Source organism: Sphingomonas sp. (genome assembly GCF_003248515.1).
Taxonomy (GTDB): Bacteria; Pseudomonadota; Alphaproteobacteria; order Sphingomonadales; family Sphingomonadaceae; genus Sphingomonas_I.
This window is the reverse complement of sequence record NZ_QFOB01000004.1, coordinates 59,262-83,538: the sequence shown is the minus strand read 5'-3', so window position 1 is coordinate 83,538 and position 24,277 is coordinate 59,262. Positions and strand designations below refer to the sequence as shown.

16 protein-coding genes are annotated in these 24,277 nt (G+C 65.0%); 11 read left to right on the top strand and 5 right to left on the bottom strand.

All coding sequences use genetic code 11. The features are described from left to right. Positions 1–43: 43 nt before the first annotated feature. From DI605_RS07830 to DI605_RS07795, 8 genes are all read left to right on the top strand, one after another. Positions 44–1,450, top strand: a complete 1,407-nt coding sequence (locus DI605_RS07830; protein ID WP_293971588.1) for a M20/M25/M40 family metallo-hydrolase — start codon at positions 44–46, stop codon at positions 1,448–1,450. A gap of 150 nt (positions 1,451–1,600) precedes the next feature. After that, complete coding sequence (gene mdh / locus DI605_RS07825) at positions 1,601–2,563, top strand: malate dehydrogenase (RefSeq protein ID WP_293971585.1); 963 nt, start codon at positions 1,601–1,603, stop codon at positions 2,561–2,563. A gap of 30 nt (positions 2,564–2,593) precedes the next feature. Continuing rightward, entirely contained in the window at positions 2,594–3,139 is a 546-nt protein-coding gene (locus tag DI605_RS07820) for a hypothetical protein (protein WP_293971582.1), read from the top strand. 33 nt (positions 3,140–3,172) lie between these two features. After that, positions 3,173–4,057, top strand: coding sequence for a succinate--CoA ligase subunit alpha (sucD, locus tag DI605_RS07815; protein ID WP_293971579.1), 885 nt, complete (start codon positions 3,173–3,175; stop codon positions 4,055–4,057). Between the two features lie 121 nt (positions 4,058–4,178). Continuing rightward, on the top strand, positions 4,179–7,076 hold the full coding sequence (locus tag DI605_RS07810) for a 2-oxoglutarate dehydrogenase E1 component (RefSeq protein WP_293971576.1): 2,898 nt from the start codon (positions 4,179–4,181) through the stop codon (positions 7,074–7,076). Positions 7,077–7,087: 11 nt separating this feature from the next. Next, entirely contained in the window at positions 7,088–8,335 is a 1,248-nt protein-coding gene (odhB, locus tag DI605_RS07805; RefSeq protein ID WP_293971573.1) for a 2-oxoglutarate dehydrogenase complex dihydrolipoyllysine-residue succinyltransferase, read from the top strand. A 113-nt stretch (positions 8,336–8,448) separates the two neighbouring features. After that, positions 8,449–9,843, top strand: a complete 1,395-nt coding sequence (gene lpdA, locus DI605_RS07800; protein ID WP_293971570.1) for a dihydrolipoyl dehydrogenase — start codon at positions 8,449–8,451, stop codon at positions 9,841–9,843. A gap of 289 nt (positions 9,844–10,132) precedes the next feature. Continuing rightward, positions 10,133–10,771 carry a hypothetical protein gene (locus DI605_RS07795; protein ID WP_293971568.1) on the top strand — a complete coding sequence of 213 codons (639 nt, stop codon included), beginning with the start codon at positions 10,133–10,135 and terminating at the stop codon, positions 10,769–10,771. Positions 10,772–10,801: 30 nt separating this feature from the next. Here the strand turns inward: DI605_RS07795 and DI605_RS07790 are convergent, their stop codons facing one another. From DI605_RS07790 to DI605_RS07775, 4 genes are all read right to left on the bottom strand, one after another. Next, positions 10,802–11,122, bottom strand: a complete 321-nt coding sequence (locus DI605_RS07790; protein ID WP_293971565.1) for a hypothetical protein — start codon at positions 11,120–11,122, stop codon at positions 10,802–10,804. 79 nt (positions 11,123–11,201) lie between these two features. Continuing rightward, entirely contained in the window at positions 11,202–12,215 is a 1,014-nt protein-coding gene (locus DI605_RS07785) for a sugar phosphate isomerase/epimerase (protein WP_293971562.1), read from the bottom strand. Positions 12,216–12,252: 37 nt separating this feature from the next. Next, the gene (locus DI605_RS07780; RefSeq protein WP_293971559.1) at positions 12,253–14,355 is read right to left on the bottom strand and encodes a PQQ-binding-like beta-propeller repeat protein; all 2,103 of its coding nucleotides are present in this window, start codon (positions 14,353–14,355) and stop codon (positions 12,253–12,255) included. 19 nt (positions 14,356–14,374) lie between these two features. Continuing rightward, the gene (locus DI605_RS07775; protein WP_293971556.1) at positions 14,375–17,056 is read right to left on the bottom strand and encodes a TonB-dependent siderophore receptor; all 2,682 of its coding nucleotides are present in this window, start codon (positions 17,054–17,056) and stop codon (positions 14,375–14,377) included. A gap of 434 nt (positions 17,057–17,490) precedes the next feature. On the opposite strand from DI605_RS07775, the gene DI605_RS07770 reads away from it, so the two are divergent. Further along, positions 17,491–18,207: a response regulator transcription factor gene (locus DI605_RS07770; protein ID WP_293971553.1), complete on the top strand. Its 717-nt coding sequence runs from the start codon at positions 17,491–17,493 to the stop codon at positions 18,205–18,207. A gap of 71 nt (positions 18,208–18,278) precedes the next feature. On the opposite strand, the gene DI605_RS07765 is transcribed toward DI605_RS07770, so the two are convergent. Continuing rightward, complete coding sequence (locus DI605_RS07765; protein WP_293971550.1) at positions 18,279–21,668, bottom strand: ATP-binding protein; 3,390 nt, start codon at positions 21,666–21,668, stop codon at positions 18,279–18,281. A gap of 163 nt (positions 21,669–21,831) precedes the next feature. Here DI605_RS07765 and DI605_RS07760 point away from each other — a divergent pair, with 163 nt between their 5' ends. Together DI605_RS07760 and DI605_RS07755 are read left to right on the top strand one after the other, a co-directional pair. After that, complete coding sequence (locus DI605_RS07760) at positions 21,832–23,190, top strand: MFS transporter (protein WP_293971547.1); 1,359 nt, start codon at positions 21,832–21,834, stop codon at positions 23,188–23,190. 32 nt (positions 23,191–23,222) lie between these two features. After that, entirely contained in the window at positions 23,223–24,254 is a 1,032-nt protein-coding gene (locus DI605_RS07755) for a ThuA domain-containing protein (protein WP_293971545.1), read from the top strand. Positions 24,255–24,277: the final 23 nt, after the last annotated feature.

The following is a 24,277-nucleotide window of genomic DNA, read 5'->3' as shown; positions in this document are numbered from 1 at the left end:
ACGCCGGGATGACGGATGCCAATCGGCGCGCTAGCAAAGGGGCATGAAGCGCCTCGCCCTGATCCTCGCTCCGCTCCTCCTGTCCACCTCAGCTTTCGCACAGGCGCCCGATCCGTGGGTGGCGCGCGGGCGAACGATGCTGGAGCATGCGATCAACATCCCCACCGTGGCGGGCCGGGAGAAGGTGCCCGAGCTTGCCACGTATCTGGCGGGAGAATTCCGCAAGGCCGGCTGGGCGGACGCGGACATCCACATCATCCCCTATGTGGGCGAGGCTGATAACAAGACCGCCGCGCTGATCCTGCGCTGGCCCGCCGCGGGCGCGCCCAAATCCAAGCCGATCCTGCTGATGGGGCACCTGGATGTCGTGGAGGCCAAGCGCGAGGACTGGACGATCGATCCGTTTGTCTTCGCGGAGAAGGATGGCTATTATTACGGGCGCGGCACGGCGGACATCAAGGGGCCGACCGTGGCGATGCTGACGGCGCTGCTGAAGCTGAAGGCGGCCGGTTTCAAGCCGAAGCGCGACATCGTGGTGCTGCTGACCGGCGACGAGGAAACCGCCGAGATCGGCGCGAAGCTGGCCGCGACCGAATGGCGCAAGTGGACCGACGCAGAATATGGCCTCAACGCCGATGCCGGCGGTGGCGCCTTCACGGCGGATGGCCGCCCGCTGGGCTTCGGCCTGCAGACGGCGGAGAAGACCTTCGCCGATTATACGCTGACGGTGCGCAACAAGGGTGGCCATTCGTCGCGCCCCCGGCCCGACAATGCGATCTATGAGCTTGCCCACGCGCTGGAGCGGATCGAGGCCTATCGCTTCGAGCCGGCGATGAACGAGACGACGCGCGCTTATTATCAGGTGCGCCAGCAGGACGAGAAGGGGCCGCTCGGCGATGCGATGCGCGCGTGGCTCAAGGATCCGAAGGACGGGAAGGCGGCCGACCTGATCGAGGCCGATCCGCTGGAAGTGGGATCGACGCGCACGCGCTGCGTTGCAACATTATTGGCGGGCGGCCATGCCGACAATGCGCTGCCGCAGCTTGCCACCGCGAATATCAACTGCCGCATCCTGCCCGGCGTTTCGCCCGATGCGATCCGGGACGAACTGGAAAAGGTGGTTGCCGATCCCGGCGTCGTCGTCACCCGCCGGGACGATAATGTGAGCACCGCCGCATCGCCGCTGCGCCCGGATGTCGTGGGTGCATTCACGGATGCCGTCCATGCACGCTTCCCCTCCGCGAAAATCGTTCCGCAAATGTCGGCGGGCGCGACGGACGGGGCCAAATTCCGGGCGGTGGGCATTCCCATCTATGGAGTCGATGGCGCCTGGATCATATCGCCGGAGGACGAGCGCGCACACGGACGTGACGAAAGATTGCCCGTGAAGGCTTTCGCCGACGATATCGATCATTGGCACAGAATGCTGTCGCGGCTGGCCGCGCAATAATCTGTCACAATAAGCTTCTCGCAATTGCACCAAAGGCGGTTGCCCCGCGCCTGAGTCGGGTCTAAGCCGCCCCCGCTGATCCGCGGCCGCGTCCTCGTGGTCGCATCCTGGCAGCGCCTCAATGGCTGGCAAGCGGGAAAGGGAGCTTAAGTGGCTCGTAAGAAGATTGCGCTGATCGGCGCGGGTAATATCGGCGGAACGCTGGCGCATCTCGCCGCGCTCAAGGGCCTTGGCGATATCGTCCTGTTCGACGTGGTCGAGGGCGTGCCGCAGGGCAAGGCGCTGGATCTGTCGCAGTGCGGCCCAGTCGAGGGTTTCGACGCCAAGATCACCGGCACCAACGATTATGCCGATATTGCGGGCGCCGATGTCATCATCGTGACCGCCGGTGTTGCGCGCAAGCCCGGCATGAGCCGCGACGATCTGCTCGGCATCAACCTGAAGGTGATGAAGGCCGTGGGCGAGGGCATCAAGGCCAACGCGCCGGACGCCTTCGTGATCTGCATCACCAACCCGCTCGATGCGATGGTCTGGGCGCTGCGCGAATTCTCCGGCCTCCCGGCCGAGAAGGTCGTCGGCATGGCAGGCGTGCTCGACTCGGCGCGCTTCAGCCACTTCATCGCCGATGAATTCAACGTTTCGGTGAAGGACGTGAACACGTTCGTGCTCGGCGGCCACGGCGATACGATGGTCCCCGTGCTCGAATATTCGACCGTCTCGGGCATCCCCGTTTCGGATCTGATCGCGATGGGCCTCTCCACCAAGGAGAAGATCGACGCGATCATCAAGCGTACGCGTGGCGGCGGCGGCGAGATCGTTGCCCTCCTCAAGACCGGTTCGGCTTTCTATGCGCCTGCCACCTCGGCGATCGCGATGGCTGAAGCTTATCTGTTCGATCAGAAGCGCATCCTGCCGGCGGCCGCGAACCTCACCGGTCAGTATGGCGTCGACAATCTCTATGTCGGCGTGCCGGTGCTGTTCGGTGCGGGCGGCGTCGAGAAGATCATCGAAGTCAGCCTCTCGGATGAGGCCAAGGCCAACCTTCAGGTCTCGGTCGATGCGGTCAAGGAGCTTCTGGTCGCCTGCAAGGGCATCGACGAGACGCTGGCGTAGTTGATCGGCATGCGAGGGATTTTTGCCGGGATGGTGGGTGCAGTGCTGGCCGCATGGCCGGCTCATGCCGCATTGCCTGTCGAATATCCCTCGCTGGTCGCCGCATTCTCCAAGGCGTGCCTCGAAGGCCCGTTGACCGTCGACGCCCGGGATGCGGCGATCGCAGCCAGCGGATGGCGGACCGATACGGCTAGCGATGTTGACGTTTCCGGTCTCGCCAAGTCGCAGGCGATCGAGGTCAATTTCGACTATTCGAAGCCCGAGAGCGTGAAGCAATGGTCGCAAACCATCGATGGCGCTCGGGTCCGTCTCGTTCTGGCGACGTTTCCGCCTAAGCGACGCTATCCGGTTATTTGCGCCGTGGTTGTGCCGGGGGTGCGGGGGGCGATGCCCTATTTCGATGAATTTCGGACGGCCGTACGCGCGACCGGGCTGAAACCCAAAAGCACGGACATGCCGCATTACCTCGAATTTTCGGGCAAAGTGGACGGCACGCATCCTGTGCGTGCAGAAATTTTCTCACGGTCGCGGTCCGTTCCCGACAAGGACGGCATGCACCTCTATGTGGCTTTCTAACCCCGTGTCGGTCCTAATCGAGCAGGAGACCCGATGAGCATTCTCGTCGACAAGAACACCAAGGTCATCACCCAGGGAATGACTGGCAATACGGGCACGTTCCATACGGAGCAGGCGCTCGCCTATGGCACGCAGATGGTCGGCGGCGTGACGCCGGGCAAGGGCGGGACGACGCATATCGGCCTGCCGAATTTCAACACGGTGCACGAAGCCGTCGCCGCTACGGGTGCCACCGCATCCGTCGTGTACGTGCCGCCGCCCTTCGCGGCCGACTCCATCCTCGAGGCGATCGATGCCGAGGTTCCGCTGATCGTGGCGATCACCGAAGGCATTCCGGTGCTGGACATGGTGCGCGTGAAGCGTGCGCTCTCTGGCTCGAAGTCGCGTCTGATTGGGCCGAACTGCCCGGGCGTGCTGACGCCCAACGAGTGCAAGATCGGCATCATGCCTGGCTCCATCTTCAAGAAGGGTTCGGTCGGCGTCGTCTCGCGTTCGGGCACGCTCACCTATGAGGCCGTGTTCCAGACCTCGAATGCGGGCCTGGGCCAGACCACGGCTGTCGGCATCGGCGGCGATCCGGTGAACGGCACCAACTTCATCGACGTGCTGGAACTCTTCCTGGCCGACGACGAGACCAAGTCGATCATCATGATCGGCGAGATCGGCGGCGATGCGGAGGAGCAGGCCGCTCAGTTCCTGATCGACGAGGCGAAGAAGGGCCGCAAGAAGCCGATGGCCGGCTTCATCGCGGGTCGCACGGCGCCTCCGGGCCGTCGCATGGGCCATGCCGGCGCGATCGTTTCCGGTGGCAAGGGCGATGCCGAGAGCAAGATCGCGGCGATGGAAGCGGCCGGCATCCGCGTCGCGGCAAGCCCCTCCGAACTCGGCACCACGCTGGTCGAGGTGCTGAAGGGCTGATCGATACAGTCCCCGGATCGGTCGATCCGGGGATTGAAACTGGTTTTGGTTGCGCTCACTTCTATGAAGAGTGCGACGAGGCGGTGGAAATGGCCGCCAGAATGATGACAGGCGGTGCAAGATGGGCTTCGAGGGATCGAACTTCGACGAGCTGGAAGGGGTAAGCCCCAGCTTTGCGGAGGCGCTTTACAAGAAGTATCGTCAGGATCCCGGCAGCGTCGACGAAAATTGGCGCGCTTATTTCGGTGCGCTTGAGACGAGCATCGCCGGCCCCAGCTGGGCGAATCCGCGCTGGCCGCTGAGCGAGACGGACGCGCTGACGGCGGGTCTCGATCCCACCCAGATGGAGCCGGCGCCCAAGCCGGCCAAGGGCGGTAAGCCCGCTCCCGTCGCGGCCCCCGCCGCCGCGCCGAGCCAGGCCGAGATCGAATCGGCCGCGCGCGATTCGATCCGCGCCTCCATCCTCATCCGCACCTATCGGGTGCGCGGGCACCTGCTGGCCCAGCTCGATCCGCTCGGTCTCTGGCATCAGGAGATGCCAGAGGATCTGAAGCCCGAATTCCACAACTTCACCGAAGCCGACATGGATCGGCCGATCTTCCTTGGCGGCCTGCTCGGCTTTCAGCATGCCACGCTGCGCGAGATGATCGCCACGCTCCGCAAGAATTACTGCGGTAAGGTCGGCCTCGAATATATGCACATCCAGGATACGGAGGAGCGCCGCTTCCTCCAGGACCGGATGGAAGGCAAGGACAAGGAGATCAGCTTCACGCCGGAAGGCAAGAAGGCGATCCTCCAGAAGGTGATCGAGGGCGAGCAGTGGGAGAAATTCCTCGCCCGCAAATATGTCGGCACCAAGCGCTTCGGCCTCGATGGCGGCGAGAGCATGATCCCGGCGCTGGAAGCCGTGCTGAAATATGCGGGCGCGGCCGGCGTGCAGGAAGTGGTGCTCGGCATGGCGCATCGCGGCCGCCTCAACGTTCTCACGAACGTGATGAAGAAGCCCTATCGAATCCTCTTCCATGAATTTGCGGGCGGATCGGCCAACCCCGAGGATGTCGGTGGTTCGGGCGACGTGAAATATCACCTCGGCACGTCGGCGGACCGCGAGTTCGACGGCAACATGATCCACCTGAGCCTCGCGCCCAACCCGTCGCACCTCGAGTGCGTCGATCCGGTTGTGCTCGGCAAGGCGCGTGCCAAGCAGACCAAGCTGGACGATCTGGAGCGCGCCAAGGTGTTGCCGATCCTGATCCATGGCGACGCGGCCTTCGCCGGCCAGGGCGTCATCATGGAGTGCTTCGGCTTCTCCGGCCTGATCGGCTATAATACGGGTGGCACCGTCCATTTCGTGATCAACAATCAGGTGGGCTTCACCACCTCGCCGCAGTTCGCACGCTCCTCGCCCTATCCCAGCGACATCGCGAAGATGGTGCAGGCGCCGATCCTGCATGTGAACGGCGACGATCCCGAGGCTGTCACCTTCGCCTGCAAGCTGGCGACCGAATATCGCGCGAAATTCCGTCGCGATGTTGTGATCGACATGTGGTGCTATCGCCGCTTCGGCCACAATGAGGGCGACGAGCCGGGCTTCACGCAGCCGCTGATGTATGAGGAGATCCGCAAGCATCCGCCGGTTTCCAAGCTCTACAGCGATCGTCTGGTCGCCGAGGGGCAGATCGACGGCGAATGGCTCGGCGCGCAGGAGGCCAAGTTCGTCTCGCTGCTGGACGACGAATTCGAGGCAGGCAAGAGCTACAAGGCCAACAGCGCCGACTGGTTCGGCGGCGAATGGGAAGGCTTCGCGCTGCCCCGCGAGCCGATTACCGAACGTCGCGCGGCGGCGAGCGGCGTCTCCAAGGATCTCTTCGCGGAGATCGGCGCGCAGCTGACGACCGTTCCGGACAGCATCGTCGTCCACAAGACCCTTACGCGCATCCTGGATGCCAAGAAGTCGATGTTCGAGAGCGGCGAGGGCTTCGACTGGGCGACGGCCGAGGCGCTGGCTTTCGGCACGCTGCTGAAGGAGAATTATGGCGTCCGCCTGTCCGGGCAGGATGTGGGCCGCGGCACGTTCAGCCAGCGGCATGCCGTCTGGGTCGATCAGAAAGACGGCCACAAATATATCCCGCTTTCGGCAATGGACCGGCGCTTCCAGGTGCTGGATTCCCCGCTTTCCGAATTCGGCGTGCTGGGCTTCGAATATGGCTATGCCGGCCAGGCGCCGAACACGCTGGTGATGTGGGAAGCGCAGTTCGGCGATTTCGCCAACGGCGCGCAGGTCATCATCGATCAGTTCATCGCCGCGGGCGAGGCCAAGTGGCTGCGCGCCAACGGCCTCGTGATGCTGCTGCCCCACGGCTATGAAGGGCAGGGGCCGGAGCATAGCTCGGCCCGTCTGGAGCGTTATCTCCAGCTCTGCGCCGAGGATAATATGCAGGTGGCGAACTGCACGACGCCGGCCAATTATTTCCACATCCTGCGTCGCCAGATGCTGCGCAAGTTCCGCAAGCCGCTCATCATCATGACGCCCAAGTCGCTGCTGCGCCACAAGGCGGCGGTGTCGAAGGCGGAGGATTTCCTCGGCGACAGCTTCTTCCACCGCGTCCTGTGGGATAACCGGCCGGTCGTGCCGGAAAAGGTGAAGCGCGTCGTGCTCTGCTCGGGCAAGGTCTATTATGATCTGGCCGATGCGCGCGATGCGGCGGACGACGACAGCGTGGAGATCATCCGCGTCGAGCAGATCTATCCGTTCCCGGCGGATGCGATCGTCGAAATCCTCAAGGACCGGCCGAACCTCGAGACGGTCGTCTGGGCTCAGGAGGAGCCGAAGAACAACGGTGCGTGGTTCTTCGTCGAGCCGCTGATCGAGGAGGTGCTGGCGACCGCTGGGACCAAGCCGACCCGTCCTCTCTACGCCGGCCGCAAGGCCTCTGCGGCGACCGCCACCGGCCTCGCCAAGAACCACACCAAGCAGCAGGCGACTCTCGTCGCCGAAGCTCTTGGTTATCAAGCCTAATAGGAAGACCAATGGCGACCGATGTTATCGTACCGACGCTCGGCGAATCCATCACCGAGGCTACCCTCGGCCAGTGGCTGAAGAAGCCCGGCGAGACGGTGAAGGCCGATGAGCCCATCGCGAGCCTGGAAACCGACAAGGTCGCGGTGGAAGTGCCCGCGCCCGTCGCCGGCGTGATCGGCGAGCTGGTGGTGGCCGAGGGCGATACCGTCTCGGTCGGCGCGGTGATCGCCCGCATCACCGAGGGCGCGTCCGCGCCGACGAGCGCCACGCCCGCCGTCGAGGATCGCACCGCCGTGGGCAAGGCCGAAGCCGCCGCTCCGCCGGAGCCCGCCGCTGCCCCCGCGGACGACGCCTCGGGTGATCCGCTCACGCTTTCGCCGGCCGTGCGTCGCGCCGTGCTGGAGCTGCATGTCGATCCCTCGAAGATCAAGGGCACCGGCAAGGATGGCCGCCTCACCAAGGAGGACGTGCTGCTCGCCGCCAAGTCCGGTGCTGCCGCCGCTTCGGTGCCGGCCGCCGCCGCTCCGGCCGCTATCGCCGCCCCGGCTTCGGGTGGCCGCAAGGAAGAGCGCGTCAAGATGACGCGCCTGCGCCAGACGGTCGCCAAGCGCCTGAAGGAAGCGCAGAACACCGCCGCGATGCTCACCACGTTCAACGACGTGGACATGACCGCCGTGATCGAGGCGCGCGCCAAGTACAAGGATCTGTTCGAGAAGAAGCACGGCGTCCGCCTCGGCTTCATGGGCTTCTTCGTGAAGGCCGCCTGCATGGCGCTGAAGGATATTCCGGGCGTCAACGGGTCGATCGAGGGCGACGAGATCGTCTATCATGATTATTGCGACATCTCGGTCGCGGTTTCTGCCCCGAATGGCCTGGTCGTGCCGGTGATCCGCGATGCCGAGACGCTCTCGGTGGCCGGTATTGAGAAGACGATCGGCGATTTCGGCAAGCGCGCCAAGGATGGCACGCTGAAGATGGATGAGATGAAGGGCGGCACCTTCACCATCTCCAACGGCGGCGTGTTCGGCTCGCTCATGTCGACCCCGATCATCAATCCGCCGCAGTCGGCCGTGTTGGGCCTGCACCGCATCGAGGATCGCCCGGTCGTCCGTGACGGCCAGGTCGTCGTCCGCCCGATGATGTATCTGGCGCTCAGCTACGATCATCGCCTGATCGATGGCCGCGAGGCCGTGACCTTCCTCGTCGCGCTGAAGAACGCGATCGAGGATCCGACGCGGCTTCTGATCGACCTGTAAGAGCAGGCGGGAAACCCCATATTCCGTTCGGGCTGAGCCTGTCGAAGCCCTGTCCTTCTTGAACGGTAAAGAAGTGCAGCCCTTCGACAGGCTCAGGGCGAACGGAGTGTGTGATGGCAGACTATGATTTCGACGTCCTGGTGATCGGTGCCGGCCCCGGCGGCTATGTCGCGGCGATCCGCGCGGCGCAGCTGGGCCTGAAGACGGCGTGCGCCGAGGGCCGCGCCACGCTGGGCGGCACCTGCCTCAACGTCGGCTGCATCCCTTCCAAGGCGCTGCTGCACGCTTCCGAACTGTATGAGGAGGCCGCCTCCGGCGCGCTGGCCAAGCTGGGCGTGAAGATCGATGCGATGAGCCTCGATATCGATGCTATGCAGGCGCAGCGCGTTGATGCCGTGAAGGGGCTGACCGGCGGCGTGGAATTCCTGTTCAAGAAGAACAAGGTGGAATGGCTGAAGGGCTATGCCGCGTTCGAGAGCAAGGACACGGTGAAGGTTGGCGATCGCACCGTGCGGGCCAAGAACATCATCATCGCGACCGGCTCCTCGGTCACCCCGCTGCCGGGCGTGACGGTGGATAACGAGGCGATCGTCGACAGCACGTCCGCGCTGGAGCTGACAAAGGTTCCGGGGCACCTCGTCGTGATCGGCGGCGGCGTGATCGGCCTCGAGCTGGGATCGGTGTGGCGGCGCGTCGGCGCGAAGGTGACGGTCGTCGAATATCTCGACCAGATCCTGCCGGGCATGGATGGCGAGGTCCGCAAGGAAGCCAACAAGATCTTCAAGAAGCAGGGCTTCGAATTCAAGCTTTCGACGAAGGTGACGAAGGCCGAGCGCAAGGGCGCGGGCGTGGTGCTCACGGTGGAGCCCGCCGCCGGCGGCGCCGCCGAGACGATCGAGGCCGATGTCGTGCTCGTCGCGATCGGTCGCAAGCCGAACACCGATGGCCTCGCGCTCGACAAGGCTGGCCTCACCGTCAACAAGCGCGGCCAGATCGAGACCGATCATGATTTCGCGACGGGCGTTCCGGGCGTCTGGGCGATCGGCGACGTGATTCCCGGCCCCATGCTCGCGCACAAGGCCGAGGACGAGGGCATTGCCGTGGCCGAGAATATTGCGGGCCTCACCGGCATCGTGAACCACGATGTGATCCCGTCCGTCGTCTACACGATGCCCGAGATTGCCGGCGTCGGCCTCACCGAGGAAGCGGCGAAGGAAAAGGGCGAGATCAAGGTTGGCAAGTTCCCGATGCTCGCCAACAGCCGCGCCAAGACCAACCACGAGCCCTGGGGCTTCGTGAAGGTCATCACCGATGCCAAGACGGATCGCGTCGTCGGCGTGTGGATGATCGCGTCGGTGGCCGGCACGATGATCGCGCAGGCGGCGCAGGCGATGGAATTCGGCGCCACCAGCGAGGATATCGCCTACACCTGCCACGCCCATCCGACCCATGCCGAAGCTTTCAAGGAAGCGGCGATGGCGGTGCTCGGCAAGCCGATCCACGTCTGATTTCCCCACTCCCGCACGCGGGAGGGAAAGGGGCGCGTGAATGCCCCCGATGGGACAAACCAAGCCCCTCCCGATCGCGGGAGGGGCTTTTTTGTTGCCTCCGATATTGCCCGGAGCCCGTTCGCCGGTGCCGGCGCGGGCGGCCCACGCACCTCCAGCGTTCGCACATGAGCGGGGAGGGCGAGGGTCATCCTGCGACGTTCCCGTTGCCCGAGAAATGGGGGCGGATGGCAACCCAAGCGCGCCCCACGCGTAGTTTCCGCATCGGTAACGATGTTGTGAGGTCGCGATGCGTTCGGTTCTGGTGGCTTCGGTGGGATTGGCCCTGCTTCTTCCGGCATGCGGGGAGAAGATGCCAACGCTGCCCGAGGATGCCGTGGATCGCGCGGCGACATGCGGTGTCGTGGCGGCCGCGCTCCAGCGGGAAAAAGCGGGCGTGAAGGGCGAGCTTCCGGCCGAGGCGCAGGAAGGCATCTTCCATTATGCCCTGCTCGCCGGTTCGGAAGGGGCAGAGTTCGATTCCGGGCGCGCCAATGCCGTGTTCCAGCGCATGCCCGGCCTGTTCGACAGCACGATCAAGGGCAAGTGGCAGGTGCTGCGGCCCGCCTGCGCCACTGCCTATTCGGCTACGGTGAACAGCGCGCCGAAGCTGCCGGCAGGCCGGCTGGATCACGCGCTGCAATGCTATGTGCTCGTCGATTTCCTGCGCAAGGCGTTTGGCAGCCAGGGCGGGTCCTATGCCGAAGCCTCGATGAAGCTGGGTGTGCTGGGGACGAAGCTGGACGCGAAGGTTTCGCCTATGCTGAAGGCCGCAGGCGTCGGCAATGGCGATGCGCTCCAGAAAAAGCGCAACGAGGCGCTTGCCGCCGTCGCCAGGCTTGGCCAGCCCCAGGCGGTGATCAAGGCATGCGCCGCCGATTATGGCTGATCGGGTGGCGGATCCCGCCCCCGCACCGCATCAACTGGCGCCGTGCTTGTCCGCGAGGAACGATACGATCTCGCCCGCCTCATCGTCGGAAACCGTCAGGCCGTTGCCGCGCATGCGCGCCACGATCTCGCGCCATTCGTCCGCCGTATGGCTTTGCGTCTCCGCCACATCGAGGCCGTGGCAGGTGGAGCATTTCTGCTGGAACAGTTCGTGCTTTCCGTCTGCCGGCGCCGAACCGGGAGGGGGCGAGGCGGGCTTCTGCTGATCGACCGGTGCCGGATCCGTCGCGGGCGCGGGTACTTCGATTTGCAGGGACAGGCCGGCAACAACCAGCATCAGACCACGTATCATTCACTCTTGCTCCGAGCGCGGTCCTCGGCCGGCGCGCCGTATGGACGGGCGCGCGCCAGGAACCGCGACAATAAACATGCTATTTCGATGGCGCGGGCGCGGTGCCGCCCGCGAGCGCGAGACGAAGGGTTTGCAGATCCTTCGCCATATTCCGGAAGATGGTCTCCTGCGGAAGCGTGAGGTCGCTCGCCTTCGAGACGCCGCGATCCGCGCCGCCGTTGGGGAATTCCGGCTGCAATTCGATCGGACCGTCGAAGCCGATCTCGCCGAGGATCTGCACCATGCGGGGCAGATCCAGCATGCCTTCGCCCAAGGGCACGAAGGCGGGGCGCCAGCGCCCGCTGACCGGTGGGCCGCCCTCGCCGGCGGCGGCCGGCTTGTCGGTGAGCAGCACATCCTTGAAGGAGATGCCGCCAAGATAGGGGCCGATGGCCTTCAATCCGAGCGGCCACGTTCCGTTCGCGCCGGCCTCGACGCCATGGGCCGTATCGTAATGGAAGCTCACATAGCGGGGATCGAAATCCTGAAGGATATCGAGCAGATCGAAGATCATCGAGCCGACCTGCTGGGCGCCCGAGAAATTATGATACATCGCCTTCATGCCATATTTCTCGCCGAGCCTGGCGATGCCGGCGATGCGGGGCGCCAGAGCCTTGCGCTGGGGGGCGATGGGGCTGGAGAGATCGTAGCGCAGGCCACCCCACCAATAATGGTGGATGCCGAGCGAGGCGGCGGTTTCCAATATCGCCTCGGCATGGGGCGACGCGGCATCCGCGATCGGGGCGGTGATCGTCCGCACGCCGACATTGGCGGCGCGCAGCGCCTTCACAAGCGGCGGAAGATCCTGCGCCACCCTGGCCGGATCGACATGGCCGGGGAAGGGGCGGACGGTGATATCCAGCCCGTCAAACCCCATCGCATGGCAGGCGACCGCCAGTTCCTCCGCCGAGCGGAGCCACTGGAGATGGCGGGAAAAGAGATCCACGGGCCGCGCCGCCGTGGCGGCGACCGCCCGCGACGAGAGGGAGGGGAGGGCGCCGGCGGCGATGACCGCCGCGCCCCCTGCAATGATGTCCCGGCGATGGAAAGGCATATCGTCGTCCTCTGAGGAGATCGGCTCGTCGAGCCCGTTAATAGACGACGACCTTCCCGGTCGTGCCGGCATTGGCGCAATCGTTGTAGAAATATTCGCCCTTCTTCCTGAACGTGTATTTGAAGCTCTGCCCGGGCTTCAGCGGCTTGGAATCGAACAGGCCCTCGAAGAACTGGGTCGCGCAATGATCCTTCAGATTGTCCGAGGGATTGGTGAACGTAACCGTCGTGCCCGCCGGCACGCGGAGAGCCTGCGGAGACATGGCGTTCTGCGCATCGGATTCGCCATTGGCACCCGTCGTCGGCCGGGAGCGGGCGCCGCCCGGCATGAAACCGGCATCGGGCGGCCCTTCGCCGCTCGGCGGGGTGGCGGATCCGTTGCCGATGCGGCCGAGGATCACCGTATTGCCGATGGTGCTGCCTTCCACTTCCTTCGCCGTGATCGGTTGGCGATGGGGCGGGGGCGGGGGGGGATCCGCAGGCGCCACCGTACCGCCGATCTTGAAGGCCCAGAGGTGATCGCCCTTGGGCGAATTGTAGGGCAGGCCGTTTCCACCTGCGAGCACGGCGACATATTGCTGCCCGCCGGCCTCATAGGCGACCGGGCTGGTATGGACGCCGGCGCCCGTCTGGAAACGCCAGAGTTCACGCCCGTCGGCGGCGGACAGGGCGACGATGAACCCGTCCGGATAGCCCATGAACAGCACGCCGCTCGATGTGGAGAGAATGCCGTTGCCGTGGGCGAGCGACCATTGATTGTCGCGGCTCCACACGATCTTGTGGCGCGCCGGATCATAGGCGATCACCTTGCCTGACCGGTTTTCGCCGAGCGGGCGGAAGCCGATATAGGATCCCTTGCGCGCCTGCGCGATGCCGACGATGCCGACGCCGACATAGAGCAATTTGCTTTTCTGGCTGTAGGAATAGGCACTCGTATCGGCGCCGCCGCCCGTGCCGGGGAAGACGATCACCGGATCATCGAGATGCGGCGTGAAGATGCAGCCGGTCTTGTAGTGCGGCGGGGTGATGCTCGCGCCCTTTCCGGTGGGGCAGAGATCGACCAGCGAATCCCCGCGCGGAAAGGGCTGGGTGGGCCAGGTGTGCTGTTCCGGCTCCTGCGGCACCGGCTTTTCGTCGATCGGGGTCAGCGGCTTGCCGGTCTCGCGATCGAGCACATACAGCATCGCCGTCTTGCTGCCGTAGATCACGGCCTTGCGGGCTTTGCCCCCGATGGTCAGATCCGCCAGGACGGGCGCCATCACATTGTCCATGTCCCAGATGTCGTGATGGACGGATTGGTAATACCAGCGTTTCGCGCCGGTCTTCAGATCCATCGCGACAATGGAATTGGCGTACAGATTCTGGCCAGCGCGGGTTGCTCCGTCGAGCGGCGTGCCGCCTCTCGCATTGCCGAACGTCCAGTAGAGCAGCCCCAGTTCGGGATCGATCGCGGGATGCGCCCAGGGCGCAGCGCCGCCGCCGCGCCAGCTTTCGCCATCCCAGGTCTTGTTCGCTTCGGGATCGTCGGGGCCGGCCGCACCATAGACGGTCCACACCGTCTTGCCCGTCTTCGCATCGAGCGCGAAGGCTGCGCCGCGCGTGCCGTTGGCGGAGCCGAAATAGATCAGCCCGTCATAATAGACGATCGCCGTGGGGAAGGAGCCGGCTCCGCGATCGGCCGTCGGCGTGACATCCCACACGACCGTGCCGGTCTGCTTGTCGAGCGCGATGACGTGGCCTGCGCCCTTGATCGTGAAGACCATATTGTCGCCGACGGCGACGCCGCGACGCAGGGTGGAGCCGTAGCTGCTCTTGTAGTGCCATTTCTCCGTGCCGGTCGCGCCGTCCACCGCGACGACGCTGCCCTGCGTCGTCTCGGCATAGACGATCCCGCCCTCGGCGATCACATTGCCCTGCTGGAAGGCGGAATCGCTCCCGCCCTCCAGCCGGACATGCCATGCGCCGCCGAGCCTGGCGGCGTTGGCCGGCGTGATCTGGCCGAGCGCCGAATAGCTCTGGTTGCCGTAATTCCCGCCCACCTTCGGATAGTCGGCGCCCGGAGCGCTGCAGCAATCCGGCGCCGCCACGGCCGCCGTGGAACCAAGCGCGGCAAGAAGGATCGCCAGACGGGAATAGGGCATCATCGAAATCAATCTCCGATCAGAACTTCTTCGAAACTTCAAATGTCCAGATCCGGCCGAACGGATTGGCGTTCGCCGCGTCGAACGCGTTGCTTCCGCTCAGCACCACCGGAGCCCGGTTGTTGGTGAGATTCTGGATGCCCAGCGCGAAACGGACACCCTTGAGCCCCCAGAATGACGTGTCGTCGCCAAAGCGATACGAGAATTGCGCGTCATAGGTGATCCACGCGGGGATCGTGGTGCTCGGCAGCTTGGTGCCGTTGACGGTAATGGTCGCGTTGTTGAGATAGGAACCGGTGTAATTGACGTAGCTGTTGGCGGTGAAGCCACCCGAGGAGAAGCCGATATTGCCCCGGCCGCGCGCAGACACCTGATAGCCATAGGTATCCAGCGCATCGAAGAAGTCGCCGCCCTGGACGAGGCTCTTCTTCAGATGCAGCACCTTCGAGAAGGTGGCGCTGGCGTTGATCTGGCCGAAGCTGGTCGGGCGGCGGTAATTGACGGTGAAATCGAGGCCATCCTGCTTCACGGTGCCCAGATTGCGGGTGCCGCCGCGAATGATGCCGACCAGCGAACAATCGTTGATCGTCGTCGCGATGAAGTTCGCGCCCTGCTCCGCATAATAAGCCGCGTAGAGCGGATTATAGGTGGAGACATTGCCGTTCACGCAGGTTGAAGGCTGCGGCGCGGTGATGAAATAATCCCGGAAGAGCGCGAGGTTTTGCGGGCTGTTGAGGATGAGCGTGGGATTGGGCAGCGCCTCGATCCGATCCCGGTAAACCACGTTGTAATAGGTGACCCCGATCTTCAGGCCCTTCACGAAGGACACGTCATAATCGCCGCCCAGCGACCAGACGTGCGCCTTTTCCGGCCCCAGGCCGAGCGAATTGCCCACCCGCTGCAGCACGGCGCTCTGGCCGGTGGCGGCATTGGTGACCGGGATGGCGGGATCGCCGGCATTGTTGGCGACGTAGATCCGGTTGTAGATCAGCACCGACTGGGGATTGCCTTCCACCAGGGTCGGCGCGCGGAATGCCGTGCCCCAGCTTCCCCGGAAGGTGAGCGACGTATCGGGCTTCCACGTCACGCCGATCTTCGGATTGGTCGTGTTGCCGAAATCGGAATAATGATCGTAGCGGACCGCCGCGCTGAGATCGAGTTTCTGGACGAACGGACGGCTGTTGTCCGGCCCGACGATCGGCACGAAAAGCTCCGCAAAGCCGGATTTCACCATGCGATCGCTGCTCGCGTCACGCTTTACGACGCGCTGCTGATCGAGGCGCAGCGACGCATAATAGAGCAGGTGATAGGTGGATTTGGTGAATTCGGTGCCCGCCGCGATGCGGACATCGCCGCCGGGCAGGTGGAAGAGCGGGCCATCGATCTTGGCGACACCATCCCAGAGCTTGTAGGTCGCAATCTGGCGGACACGCTCGGTGAGCAGGCTCGCCAGCGCCTGCGGCCCCTGGAGATACGGGTTGAAGCCGGGCTGCAGCTGCGCGATGTTCGCGGCCCAGACTGTGTTGACCTGATTCTGACAGGCGCCGCAATCCTTGTCCTCGCCGAACGTGCCGTAAGCGCTGAGCCGGAACTGGCTCGGCAGGTCGACGCGGACATCGACCGTGTGGTTCATCGATTTGGAATAGCTGTCCTGGCTGAGCTTCAGGTTCGGGTTGTTCAGGGCGAGATTGTAGACGACCGACTGGTTCGCGCCCGTAGTCGACAGGCCGGGGACGTAATAGGGGCTGGCCGACGTGACGGTCAGCGCGATATTGTTGAAGCCCTGATCGGATGCGTCCGAATGCGTTTCGCGCCGGTTGCCGAGGCCGGTATAGGTGATCTCGATATTGTCGCCGATTTCCTGGCGCGCCCGGACAAGCACGCTGTACCGGCGGCGTGCCGCGTAGAAATTCTGATAGTCGGACAGATCCGCGAGGCTGGGGTTGCCGGCGAGTGCCCTGACCTGCGCGGCGGTGGGCACGGCGCCCGATGTGGCGGGCGTTCCGTAGACGGCATTTCCGACAAGGATGGCAGGCGTCGCGCCGGCATAGACGGAGGTGCCGATGAAGCGATTGTCATTGCCCCCGAACGAGCGAAGATCCTGACGAAGATAATCGACTTCGCCCCGCCGGAAGCTCGTGCCGCGCTCTACGCTGAAGCCGAGCATGATGCCGCCGCTGCCCCAGGAGGTGCCGCCGACGCCTTCGGCCGTCCACCGGTTATAGCGGGTCGCCTCGTCGCGAAACGTCAGTTCGAGGCCGTTGAAATCCTTGCGCAGGATATAGTTGACCACGCCGGCCACGGCATCCGAACCATAGATGGCCGAGGCGCCATCCGTCACCACCTCGACGCGTTCCAGCGCCGCGAAGGGGATCTGGTTGGGATCGGCGATCTGCGTGACGGCGCCCTGCGGGACGACGCGATGGCCATCGAACAGAACGAGCGTGGCATTATTGCCCAGGCCGCGCAGGTTGACGCCGGCCGCGCGCCCGCCCGAATTCGTCAGCGTCGTGCCGAGGCCGGAGCCCTGCGGCAGTGCCGAGACGATGGCGGCGGCATCACGCACGCCGGTTTCCAGCAGCTGGGCGCGCCCGACGTTCACCGTGGCCGATCCGACCGGCGCGACACCGCGAATGGCGGTGCCCGTCACCACGATATCGGCAACCTGTTCCGGCGTGGGAGGGGCGTTCGCGGTCTGCAAGCTCGACGCGCCCTCCTCCGTGGCGGGGGACGGGCTGGCCGTCGTTCCCGATGCGCTTTGTGATCCCGATGGGGCGGTATCGACGGCGCCTGACGATGCGGCGCCCTCCGATGATGCCACGGTCTGTGCAATTGCAGCATGTGCTGCGGTCACACCGGCAAGCAACGAACAGGCGCTGAAAAGCGCGCGACGATAACGACGCATGGGTCCCCTCCCTTTTTTGTGGCGTGGCGCCTGTTGCGCCCGCACATTATTTCAATTGGTATCTGGGAGGTTACATATCGGCATCGCCATTCCGCCGCCTTTAGACAAACGTGTAAGGTCTGTTCGAAACGATATTGCGACACACCGGTTTGACCGGTTCTTCATCACGAGATACGCATCGTGACGTCGGCGGCGCGGAGACGCGGCCGACCAGAGGAGGAAGGGCCGAGGTGGACGTCACCGATAGCGCGCAGGCCAGCCGGCTCGATTCCGCAGGCTCTCCCGATGGCTGGACGGCATCGTCGCGCGCCGGGAATCCACAGGGCCTCCGCCTCATCATCGCCGACGATCATCCGCTGTTTCGGCGCGGGCTTCGCGAGGCGGCCGCGATGGTGTGCGGCGATCTGCGGATCGACGAGGTGGAAACGCTCGCGGAACTGCATGACGTGCTGGCGCGATCGGACGATATCGCGCTCGTTCTCCTGGATCTGCGCCTTCCGGATTGCAGCGGCTTCGGTGGACTGCGGCAGACGCGCGAGCGCTTTCCGATCGTGCCCGTCGCGATCGTTTCGGCGCTTGAGGATCAGCTGACGATCAGGTCCGCGCTCGAATTCGGGGCGATGGGCTTCATTCCGAAGTCGACGCGTCTTGAAGAGCTGGTCGACGGGATCGCCGCGATCCTGGCGGGAGAGATCTGGACGCCGCCGATGCGGGACGAGGCGCCCGCCTCCCCCTCTCGCCTGCTGAGCGCCGGGCTGACGCCGGCGCAGATGCGGATCGTGGCCTGCCTTCAGCGCGGTATGCTGAACAAGCAGATCGCCCACGAACTGGGTGTGACCGAATATACGGTGAAGGCGCACATGACGGCGGCCTTCCGCAAGCTGGGTGTGTTCAATCGCACACAGGCACTTGTGCTGTTGCGTGACGAGATGCGATCGCCGGCCTAATCGGAACCGCGCGGGCGATCGCCTGCCGCGTCCATCGCAAAATATCGCTCCCGCACGGCCGGCGGCCCGCTTCAGGCGGCGTTTGAAGACGTCTGCGCCTCACGCCGTCTGGCCGCGGCATGGATCAGGAGCGATCGCAGCGCGGGCGGCGGAACCGGCTTGCGCAGCAGCATGACGCCTTCGGCCGCCGCTTCATCCCGAAGCATGTCCGATGCGTTTGCGGTCAGCAGCGCCCGCACGGTCGCGCGGGGGGCGAGCGCCCGCAGCAGATCCAGCCCGGTGTCGCGATGGCCGAGATGATAATCGGCGGTAACGAGATCGAATGCCCCCTCCAGCGTGCGCAGGCCTTCCACGTCGCGCACTTCGCTGACGAGGGCACCCCATTGCCGCAGCAGCGTCGATTGCGCGTGCAGGACATCCGGCTGGTCTTCGATGCACAGCACCCGCAGGCCGACAATCTCGCCGGCGGCCGCCATGGCCGGCGTGATCGAACGATCGGGCGTGGCGATGCCCAGCGCGACCGCGAAGACGCTGCCCTGGCCCGGCCGGGATCGAAGCACGAGCCGATGATCGAGCGCGCGGCACACGCGCTCCACGATCGCAAGCCCGAGGCCCGTGCCGGCGGGCACGCCTTCGCCTTCGTCGAGTCGCGTGAATTCCCGGAAGACCAGCGCCTGCGCATCCGCCGCGATGCCGCGCCCGCTATCGCGCACCTCGATCCGCAGGCCCGCGCCATCAGGCCGCACGCAAACCAGCACGCGGCCCCGCTCCGTATAGCGGATGGCATTGCCGACCAGATTCTGGAGCACCGACCTCAGAAGATCCGCATTTGAGGTGACCCATGCGTTGGTGCGGGTGACGTGAAGCTCGATGCCCTTCTGTTCGGCCACCGGCCGATATTCGCCGCGCAGGGCATCCAGCAATCCGCCGAGATCGACCGGGCCGATCTCCGGCCGATTGCCGCCGACCTCGATGCGCGAAAGATTGAGGAGTGCGCGCAGCAGGCGATCGGCGGTCTCGATCGAAATGTCGGCCTGTTCCAGCAGAGGGCGGGTGGGGGAGCTTTTGGGAAGCGATCCGCGTGCAGTGGCGATGAAGAGGCGCCCGGCATGGAGCGGCTGCAACAGATCGTGGCTGGCGAAGGCCACGAAGCGATTCTGCGCGTTGGTGACACGGGTGGCGACGGCATTGGCGGCCGCGAGCGCAGCGTTCACGTCCGTCAGCTCCTGCGTTCGCAGCGCCACCCGCTGTTCCAGCTCCTCGTTCATGCGACCGAGCGCGCGCGTGGCCGCGCGCACCTGGGTCACCTCGGAAAAGCTGGTCACATATTCGCCGCCGCTCAAGGGGCGGCCGACCACCTTGATAATCGTGCCGTCGGACCATTCCAGCTCGGCCATGCGCGGCTCGCGACGGCCGGTCGGACCCATCTCCTCCGCCAGCGCGCGGCCCCGCTGCCGGGCATCCTCGTCCGCCCGGATGGAGAGGATATGGACAAGCTCCGCCAGCGGCTTTCCGACATAGATGTCGCCGGGGGCGAGATGGAATATCTCCAGATAGCGCGGGTTCCATGCCACGATCCGGAGCCCGTCGTCGACGACGCTGACGCCCTGATCCAGCCCGTTGAGTGCCGCGTGAACGATCTCCCGGTTGAACTGCACCGCGTTCGCCGCCTCATCGAGCGCGAGGCCGACCTCGGATGCGTCGCGCTCCGCGCCGGCGAGGGCGAGGGCGATCACGTTGCGCGCGGATGAAGCGCCGATCGCGCCGGCGAGCATGCGCTCGGCCGCTCTCGCCACGGCGGGCGTGACGGATTCGTCGTCGGCGAGGAGGCGGCCGTGATCGCGGGCGATATCGCGCAGGCCGAGCGCGGTATCCACCGGGCCGAGGAAGCGCTGCAGCAGCGCGCGCAGTTCGGCGATCGTGCAATAAAGCTCGCCGTCCTTCCGGCCCGAAACGGTCATGCGGCTTTCGACGAACGCATTGGCCTGGATGCGATCGACGAGGCGATGTTCGGACCGGAGGGAAACGACGATATAGATGAACGTGTTCAGCAGGAGGCTGCCGCAGATCCCGATCGCGAACACACCCGAAATGTCGGATCGCGAAGCCGAAATCAGGAATCGTCCCAGTTCCAGCTGGGGGGAGGCGAGGAGGAAGAACCACACCACCATCCCGCAGATGATTCCCCAGAAGGCGCCGCGCGCATGGCCGCCCCTCCAGAAGATTCCCCCGATGATCGCGGGGACGAGCTGGGCGGAGGCCGTGAGCGAGGTGAAGCCGAGATGGGCAAGATCGGTGGTCGAGCGAAGGCTGACGAAGAAGAGATAGGAGAGGATCAGAATCGCGACGATCGCGATCCGGCGAACCTTGATGATGAGCCTGGAAACATCGCTTTCCGCCTCGACGATCCAGCGCTTGCGCGCGAGCCAGGGCAGGATGAGCTCGTTCGAAATCATCGCCGAAAGCGCGATCGTTTCCACCATCACCATCGCGGCACCCGCCGAAAATCCGCCGAGAAACGCGAATTCGGTGACGAGCCGGCCGCTCATGTGCATCGGGATGGCGAGGACGACGAGATCGGCATCGCGGGGCGAGATGGTAAGGCCGACGGCCGCGATCGGCGCGATCGCGAGAGCCCATATCGCCATGTAGAGCGGAAAGAGCCGCCGTCCGATGCGAACGTCGCTCGTCTCGCTCAGGGTGACGAAGCCGAGATGGAATACGCGCGGGAGGCTGAACATGGTGACCGTGCACAGCATCGTGGCGATGATGAACTGACTGTCTATGCGCGGCGGCGTGCCCAATTTGCCCAGATCGATGGTGTCGAGCAGCGATCGGGACGAAAGCGCGCCGATTGCCGTGGCGGCGACCAGCAGGAGCGCCAGCAGCTTCACGCTGGCTTCGATCGAGACGATCTGGGAGAGGCCCCGGTTATGCTGGGTCAGTGTCGGCCTGCGGGCACCGAACAGGATGGCCAGGATCGCGAACACCCCGATCAGCGCCGGCGCGACGAAGAAAGGCGGATCCGTCCGCCCCGCGATGAACGCGGTCGCCTTGGTGAGCGACAGGATCTGGAGCGCGATATAGGGCAGCGCGCCGATGGTGGCGACGATTGCGATGAGCGCGCCGAGCACCCGGCTCTTGCCATAACGCGAGGCCAGGAAATCCGCGACGGAGCTGATATTCTCCCGTTTCGAGGCGATCGCGATCCTAGACCAGACAGGCCCCAGCAGGGTGAGCGCGATGATCGGCCCCAGGAAATTCGGCAGGTATCGCCATCCATCGCGCATCGCGATGCCGACGGCGCCGAAATAGGTCCACGACGTGCACAGCACCGAAAGCGAAAGAGCGTAGCTGAGGCCCCGTTTCAGGCTGCCGCCGGGGCGAGCGGCTTTACTATCGGCCCGGTGCGCAACACCGAGCAGCAAGACGATATAGATCAATACGACCGCAAACGTCATGAAAGCCGTCATGATTGCTGTGATGATCCGGCGCAAGACCGATCATCGCCCGTAAAAGAGCTTTCCACCTTTGTCTAAGGTGCTCGCGTTGGCGGAGCCTATATAGCTCCGCGGCAGGAGGGCTGCGGCCAGATATGCCCCTGTATGGAAGGAGTCTAAGGTGATGAGGGAGGCCTCCGTGGCCGCCGCTGCCAGGTCGTTCGATGTCGGTGCCGCCCTCGATGATGGCCGCTGGATGGGATGGCAAAAGCTGGTTGTCGCGCTGGTCGCCTTCGCCATCGTGCTCGATGGTTTCGACAATCAGGTTCTCGGCTTCGCGGTGCCGCTGCTCCTCAAGGAATGGAGCGTCTCCCGCGAGATGTTCGCGCCCGTCTTCGCCCTCGGCTTCGTCGGCATGGTGCTGGGTACGATCGTCGGCGGTGCGCTGGGCGATCGCGTGGGCCGGCGGCCGATGCTGATCGCGAGCGTTCTGATTTTCGGCGTCGCGACGGGGTGTACCGCATGGGCGGGAAGCCTGACGGCTCTGGCCGCCTTCCGGACGATCGCGGGTTTCGGCCTTGGCGGGGCCATGCCCAACGCGGCGACGCTGCTGGCCGAGTTCGCACCCCGGCGCAAGCGCAGCCTCGCTGTCACGCTCGGCATCGTCTGCATCCCGCTCGGCGGCGTCGGCGGCGGCATGATCGCGGCCTATATCCTTCCCGTCTTCGGCTGGCGCGCCTTGTTCGCGATCGGCGGGATCCTGCCGCTCATCGTGGCGGCCGTGCTGATCCTGGCCCTGCCGGAATCGCCACGCTATCTGGTTACCCGCCCGTCGCGGCGTGACGAGCTGGTGCGGCTTCTCGCGCGCCTGGGCCATGAGATCGGACCCGATCAATATCCGGTCGATCCGGGATCGGGCCAGGGCGAGCGCGCGTCGATCGGCTCGCTGTTCCGGAGCGAATTCTGCCGCGACACCTCGGCCTTGTGGATCGCCTTCTTCGCCTGCCTGCTGACGACCTATGTGGTGTTCAGCTGGGCGCCGACCTTGCTGTCGCAATCGGGCTTCGGGCTGTCGCTCGCCAGCCTCAGCGTCGCGACTTTCAATGTCGGTGGCGTCGTCGGCGCCCTGCTTGCGGCGGTCCTCACGCCGCGGCTGGGCTCGCGCCCGATCATGATGATGACGGCGGCTGGAGGTGTGCTGGTGGCGATCATCATCGCCCTGGTTCCGCCCGGTGGCGATCACCGGCTTCAGATCGCGCTGCTCGCGATCGAGGGGGCGTTCATCAATGCCGTGCAGACGAGCCTCTATGCCCTGGCCGCGCAGGTCTATCCCACGCGCTTGCGATCCACGGGCGTGGGATCTGCCGCTGGCTTCGGCCGGATCGGCGCGATCGTAAGCTCGATCGTGGGGGCGGCGATCATTGCCGGTGGATGGAATTTCTATTTCTATTGCCTGGCGATCGGCATGGCGGTGACGTTCGTGGCGCTTGCGATGATCGTCCGCCACACGGAGCCGGAAAAGCCGGCACCGGCTCTTTCGTGAACAATCCTCGGTCTTTTCGACGGAGACTCTGAATGCGCATCAGGAAGAAGTTCGCCCTGCCGCTGCTGGCCACGCTGCTCGCCGGCCCGGCGGTCACCGATTTCGCCAAATCGCAGGTGCGCATGCCGGGCGGCCCGATGAACCAGAATCTGGGCTATATGGATTATGGCGTCTGCCGGGGAACCGATCCCGCCTGCTACCATGATTGGCCGCGCGCCCCGACGACCAAATATCGCATCCTGATCTACAGCCGCACCGGCGCCTCGCGACATGCCAATCTGGGCAAGGTCCTGCCGCCCGGCCTCAATCCGCCGCTCGGCGAAGACAATGTCGCCCAGCGCGAAATGCTGCGCATCGCCGCCGAGAATGGCTGGGATGCCGACTATACCGAAGATGTGACGCAGATGACGAGCCTGACCGGCTATAATGCGGTAATCTTCCTTTCCACCTCGCGCGATATTCTGGACGATACCGCCAAGACGGCGCTGCGCCAGTATATGCGCGCGGGCGGCGGCTTCGTCGCAATCCACAATGCATTCGGCACGATGTATAACTGGCCTTATTATGAAGGGCTGATCGGCGGCACGAACTTCTACGATCATGGCCCGGCGCGCGAGGGCGATGTGGTGGTGATCGACCGGAAGGACGAATCCACCAGGGCGCTTCCACCGCGCTTCCACTTCCATGACGAGTGGTACAATCTCGTGCCCTTCCCGTCGAACGTGCGCTTCCTGGCGACGGTGGACGAGAAATCCCTGCCCGCCGCCTCGATGCCGCGCACGCCGGAGGCGGTGACGGCGCAGATGGGCGCGCCCGGCGCCAGATTGCCTCCGGAGCTTGTGCGCCCCCGCTACCCCTCGGTCGTCGGGCGCAGCCCGGGGCACGGGACGTTCCATCCTGTGGCATGGTGCCAATATTATGATGGCGGCAAGGTGTGGGCGACGACGCTCGGCCACGATGCGAACGCCTTCCGCAAGGATGGTGAGCCCGGCGCGAACGAATTTCAGGCGATGATCGTGGGCGGCATCAAATCGGTGATGGGGCAGGCGCCCTTCTGCCGCTAGGCGTGATCGTCGCCTCGGAAGGC

Coding starts and splice junctions, on each gene's coding strand:
- DI605_RS07830 (WP_293971588.1), top strand. CDS start 44: ATGAAGCGCCTCGCCCTGATCCTCGCTCCGCTCCTCCTGTCCACCTCA.
- DI605_RS07820 (WP_293971582.1), top strand. CDS start 2,594: ATGGTGGGTGCAGTGCTGGCCGCATGGCCGGCTCATGCCGCATTGCCT.
- sucD (WP_293971579.1), top strand. CDS start 3,173: ATGAGCATTCTCGTCGACAAGAACACCAAGGTCATCACCCAGGGAATG.
- DI605_RS07810 (WP_293971576.1), top strand. CDS start 4,179: ATGGGCTTCGAGGGATCGAACTTCGACGAGCTGGAAGGGGTAAGCCCC.
- odhB (WP_293971573.1), top strand. CDS start 7,088: ATGGCGACCGATGTTATCGTACCGACGCTCGGCGAATCCATCACCGAG.
- lpdA (WP_293971570.1), top strand. CDS start 8,449: ATGGCAGACTATGATTTCGACGTCCTGGTGATCGGTGCCGGCCCCGGC.
- DI605_RS07795 (WP_293971568.1), top strand. CDS start 10,133: ATGCGTTCGGTTCTGGTGGCTTCGGTGGGATTGGCCCTGCTTCTTCCG.
- DI605_RS07790 (WP_293971565.1), bottom strand. CDS start 11,122: ATGATACGTGGTCTGATGCTGGTTGTTGCCGGCCTGTCCCTGCAAATC.
- DI605_RS07785 (WP_293971562.1), bottom strand. CDS start 12,215: ATGCCTTTCCATCGCCGGGACATCATTGCAGGGGGCGCGGCGGTCATC.
- DI605_RS07780 (WP_293971559.1), bottom strand. CDS start 14,355: ATGCCCTATTCCCGTCTGGCGATCCTTCTTGCCGCGCTTGGTTCCACG.
- DI605_RS07765 (WP_293971550.1), bottom strand. CDS start 21,668: ATGACGTTTGCGGTCGTATTGATCTATATCGTCTTGCTGCTCGGTGTT.
- DI605_RS07760 (WP_293971547.1), top strand. CDS start 21,832: ATGAGGGAGGCCTCCGTGGCCGCCGCTGCCAGGTCGTTCGATGTCGGT.
- DI605_RS07755 (WP_293971545.1), top strand. CDS start 23,223: ATGCGCATCAGGAAGAAGTTCGCCCTGCCGCTGCTGGCCACGCTGCTC.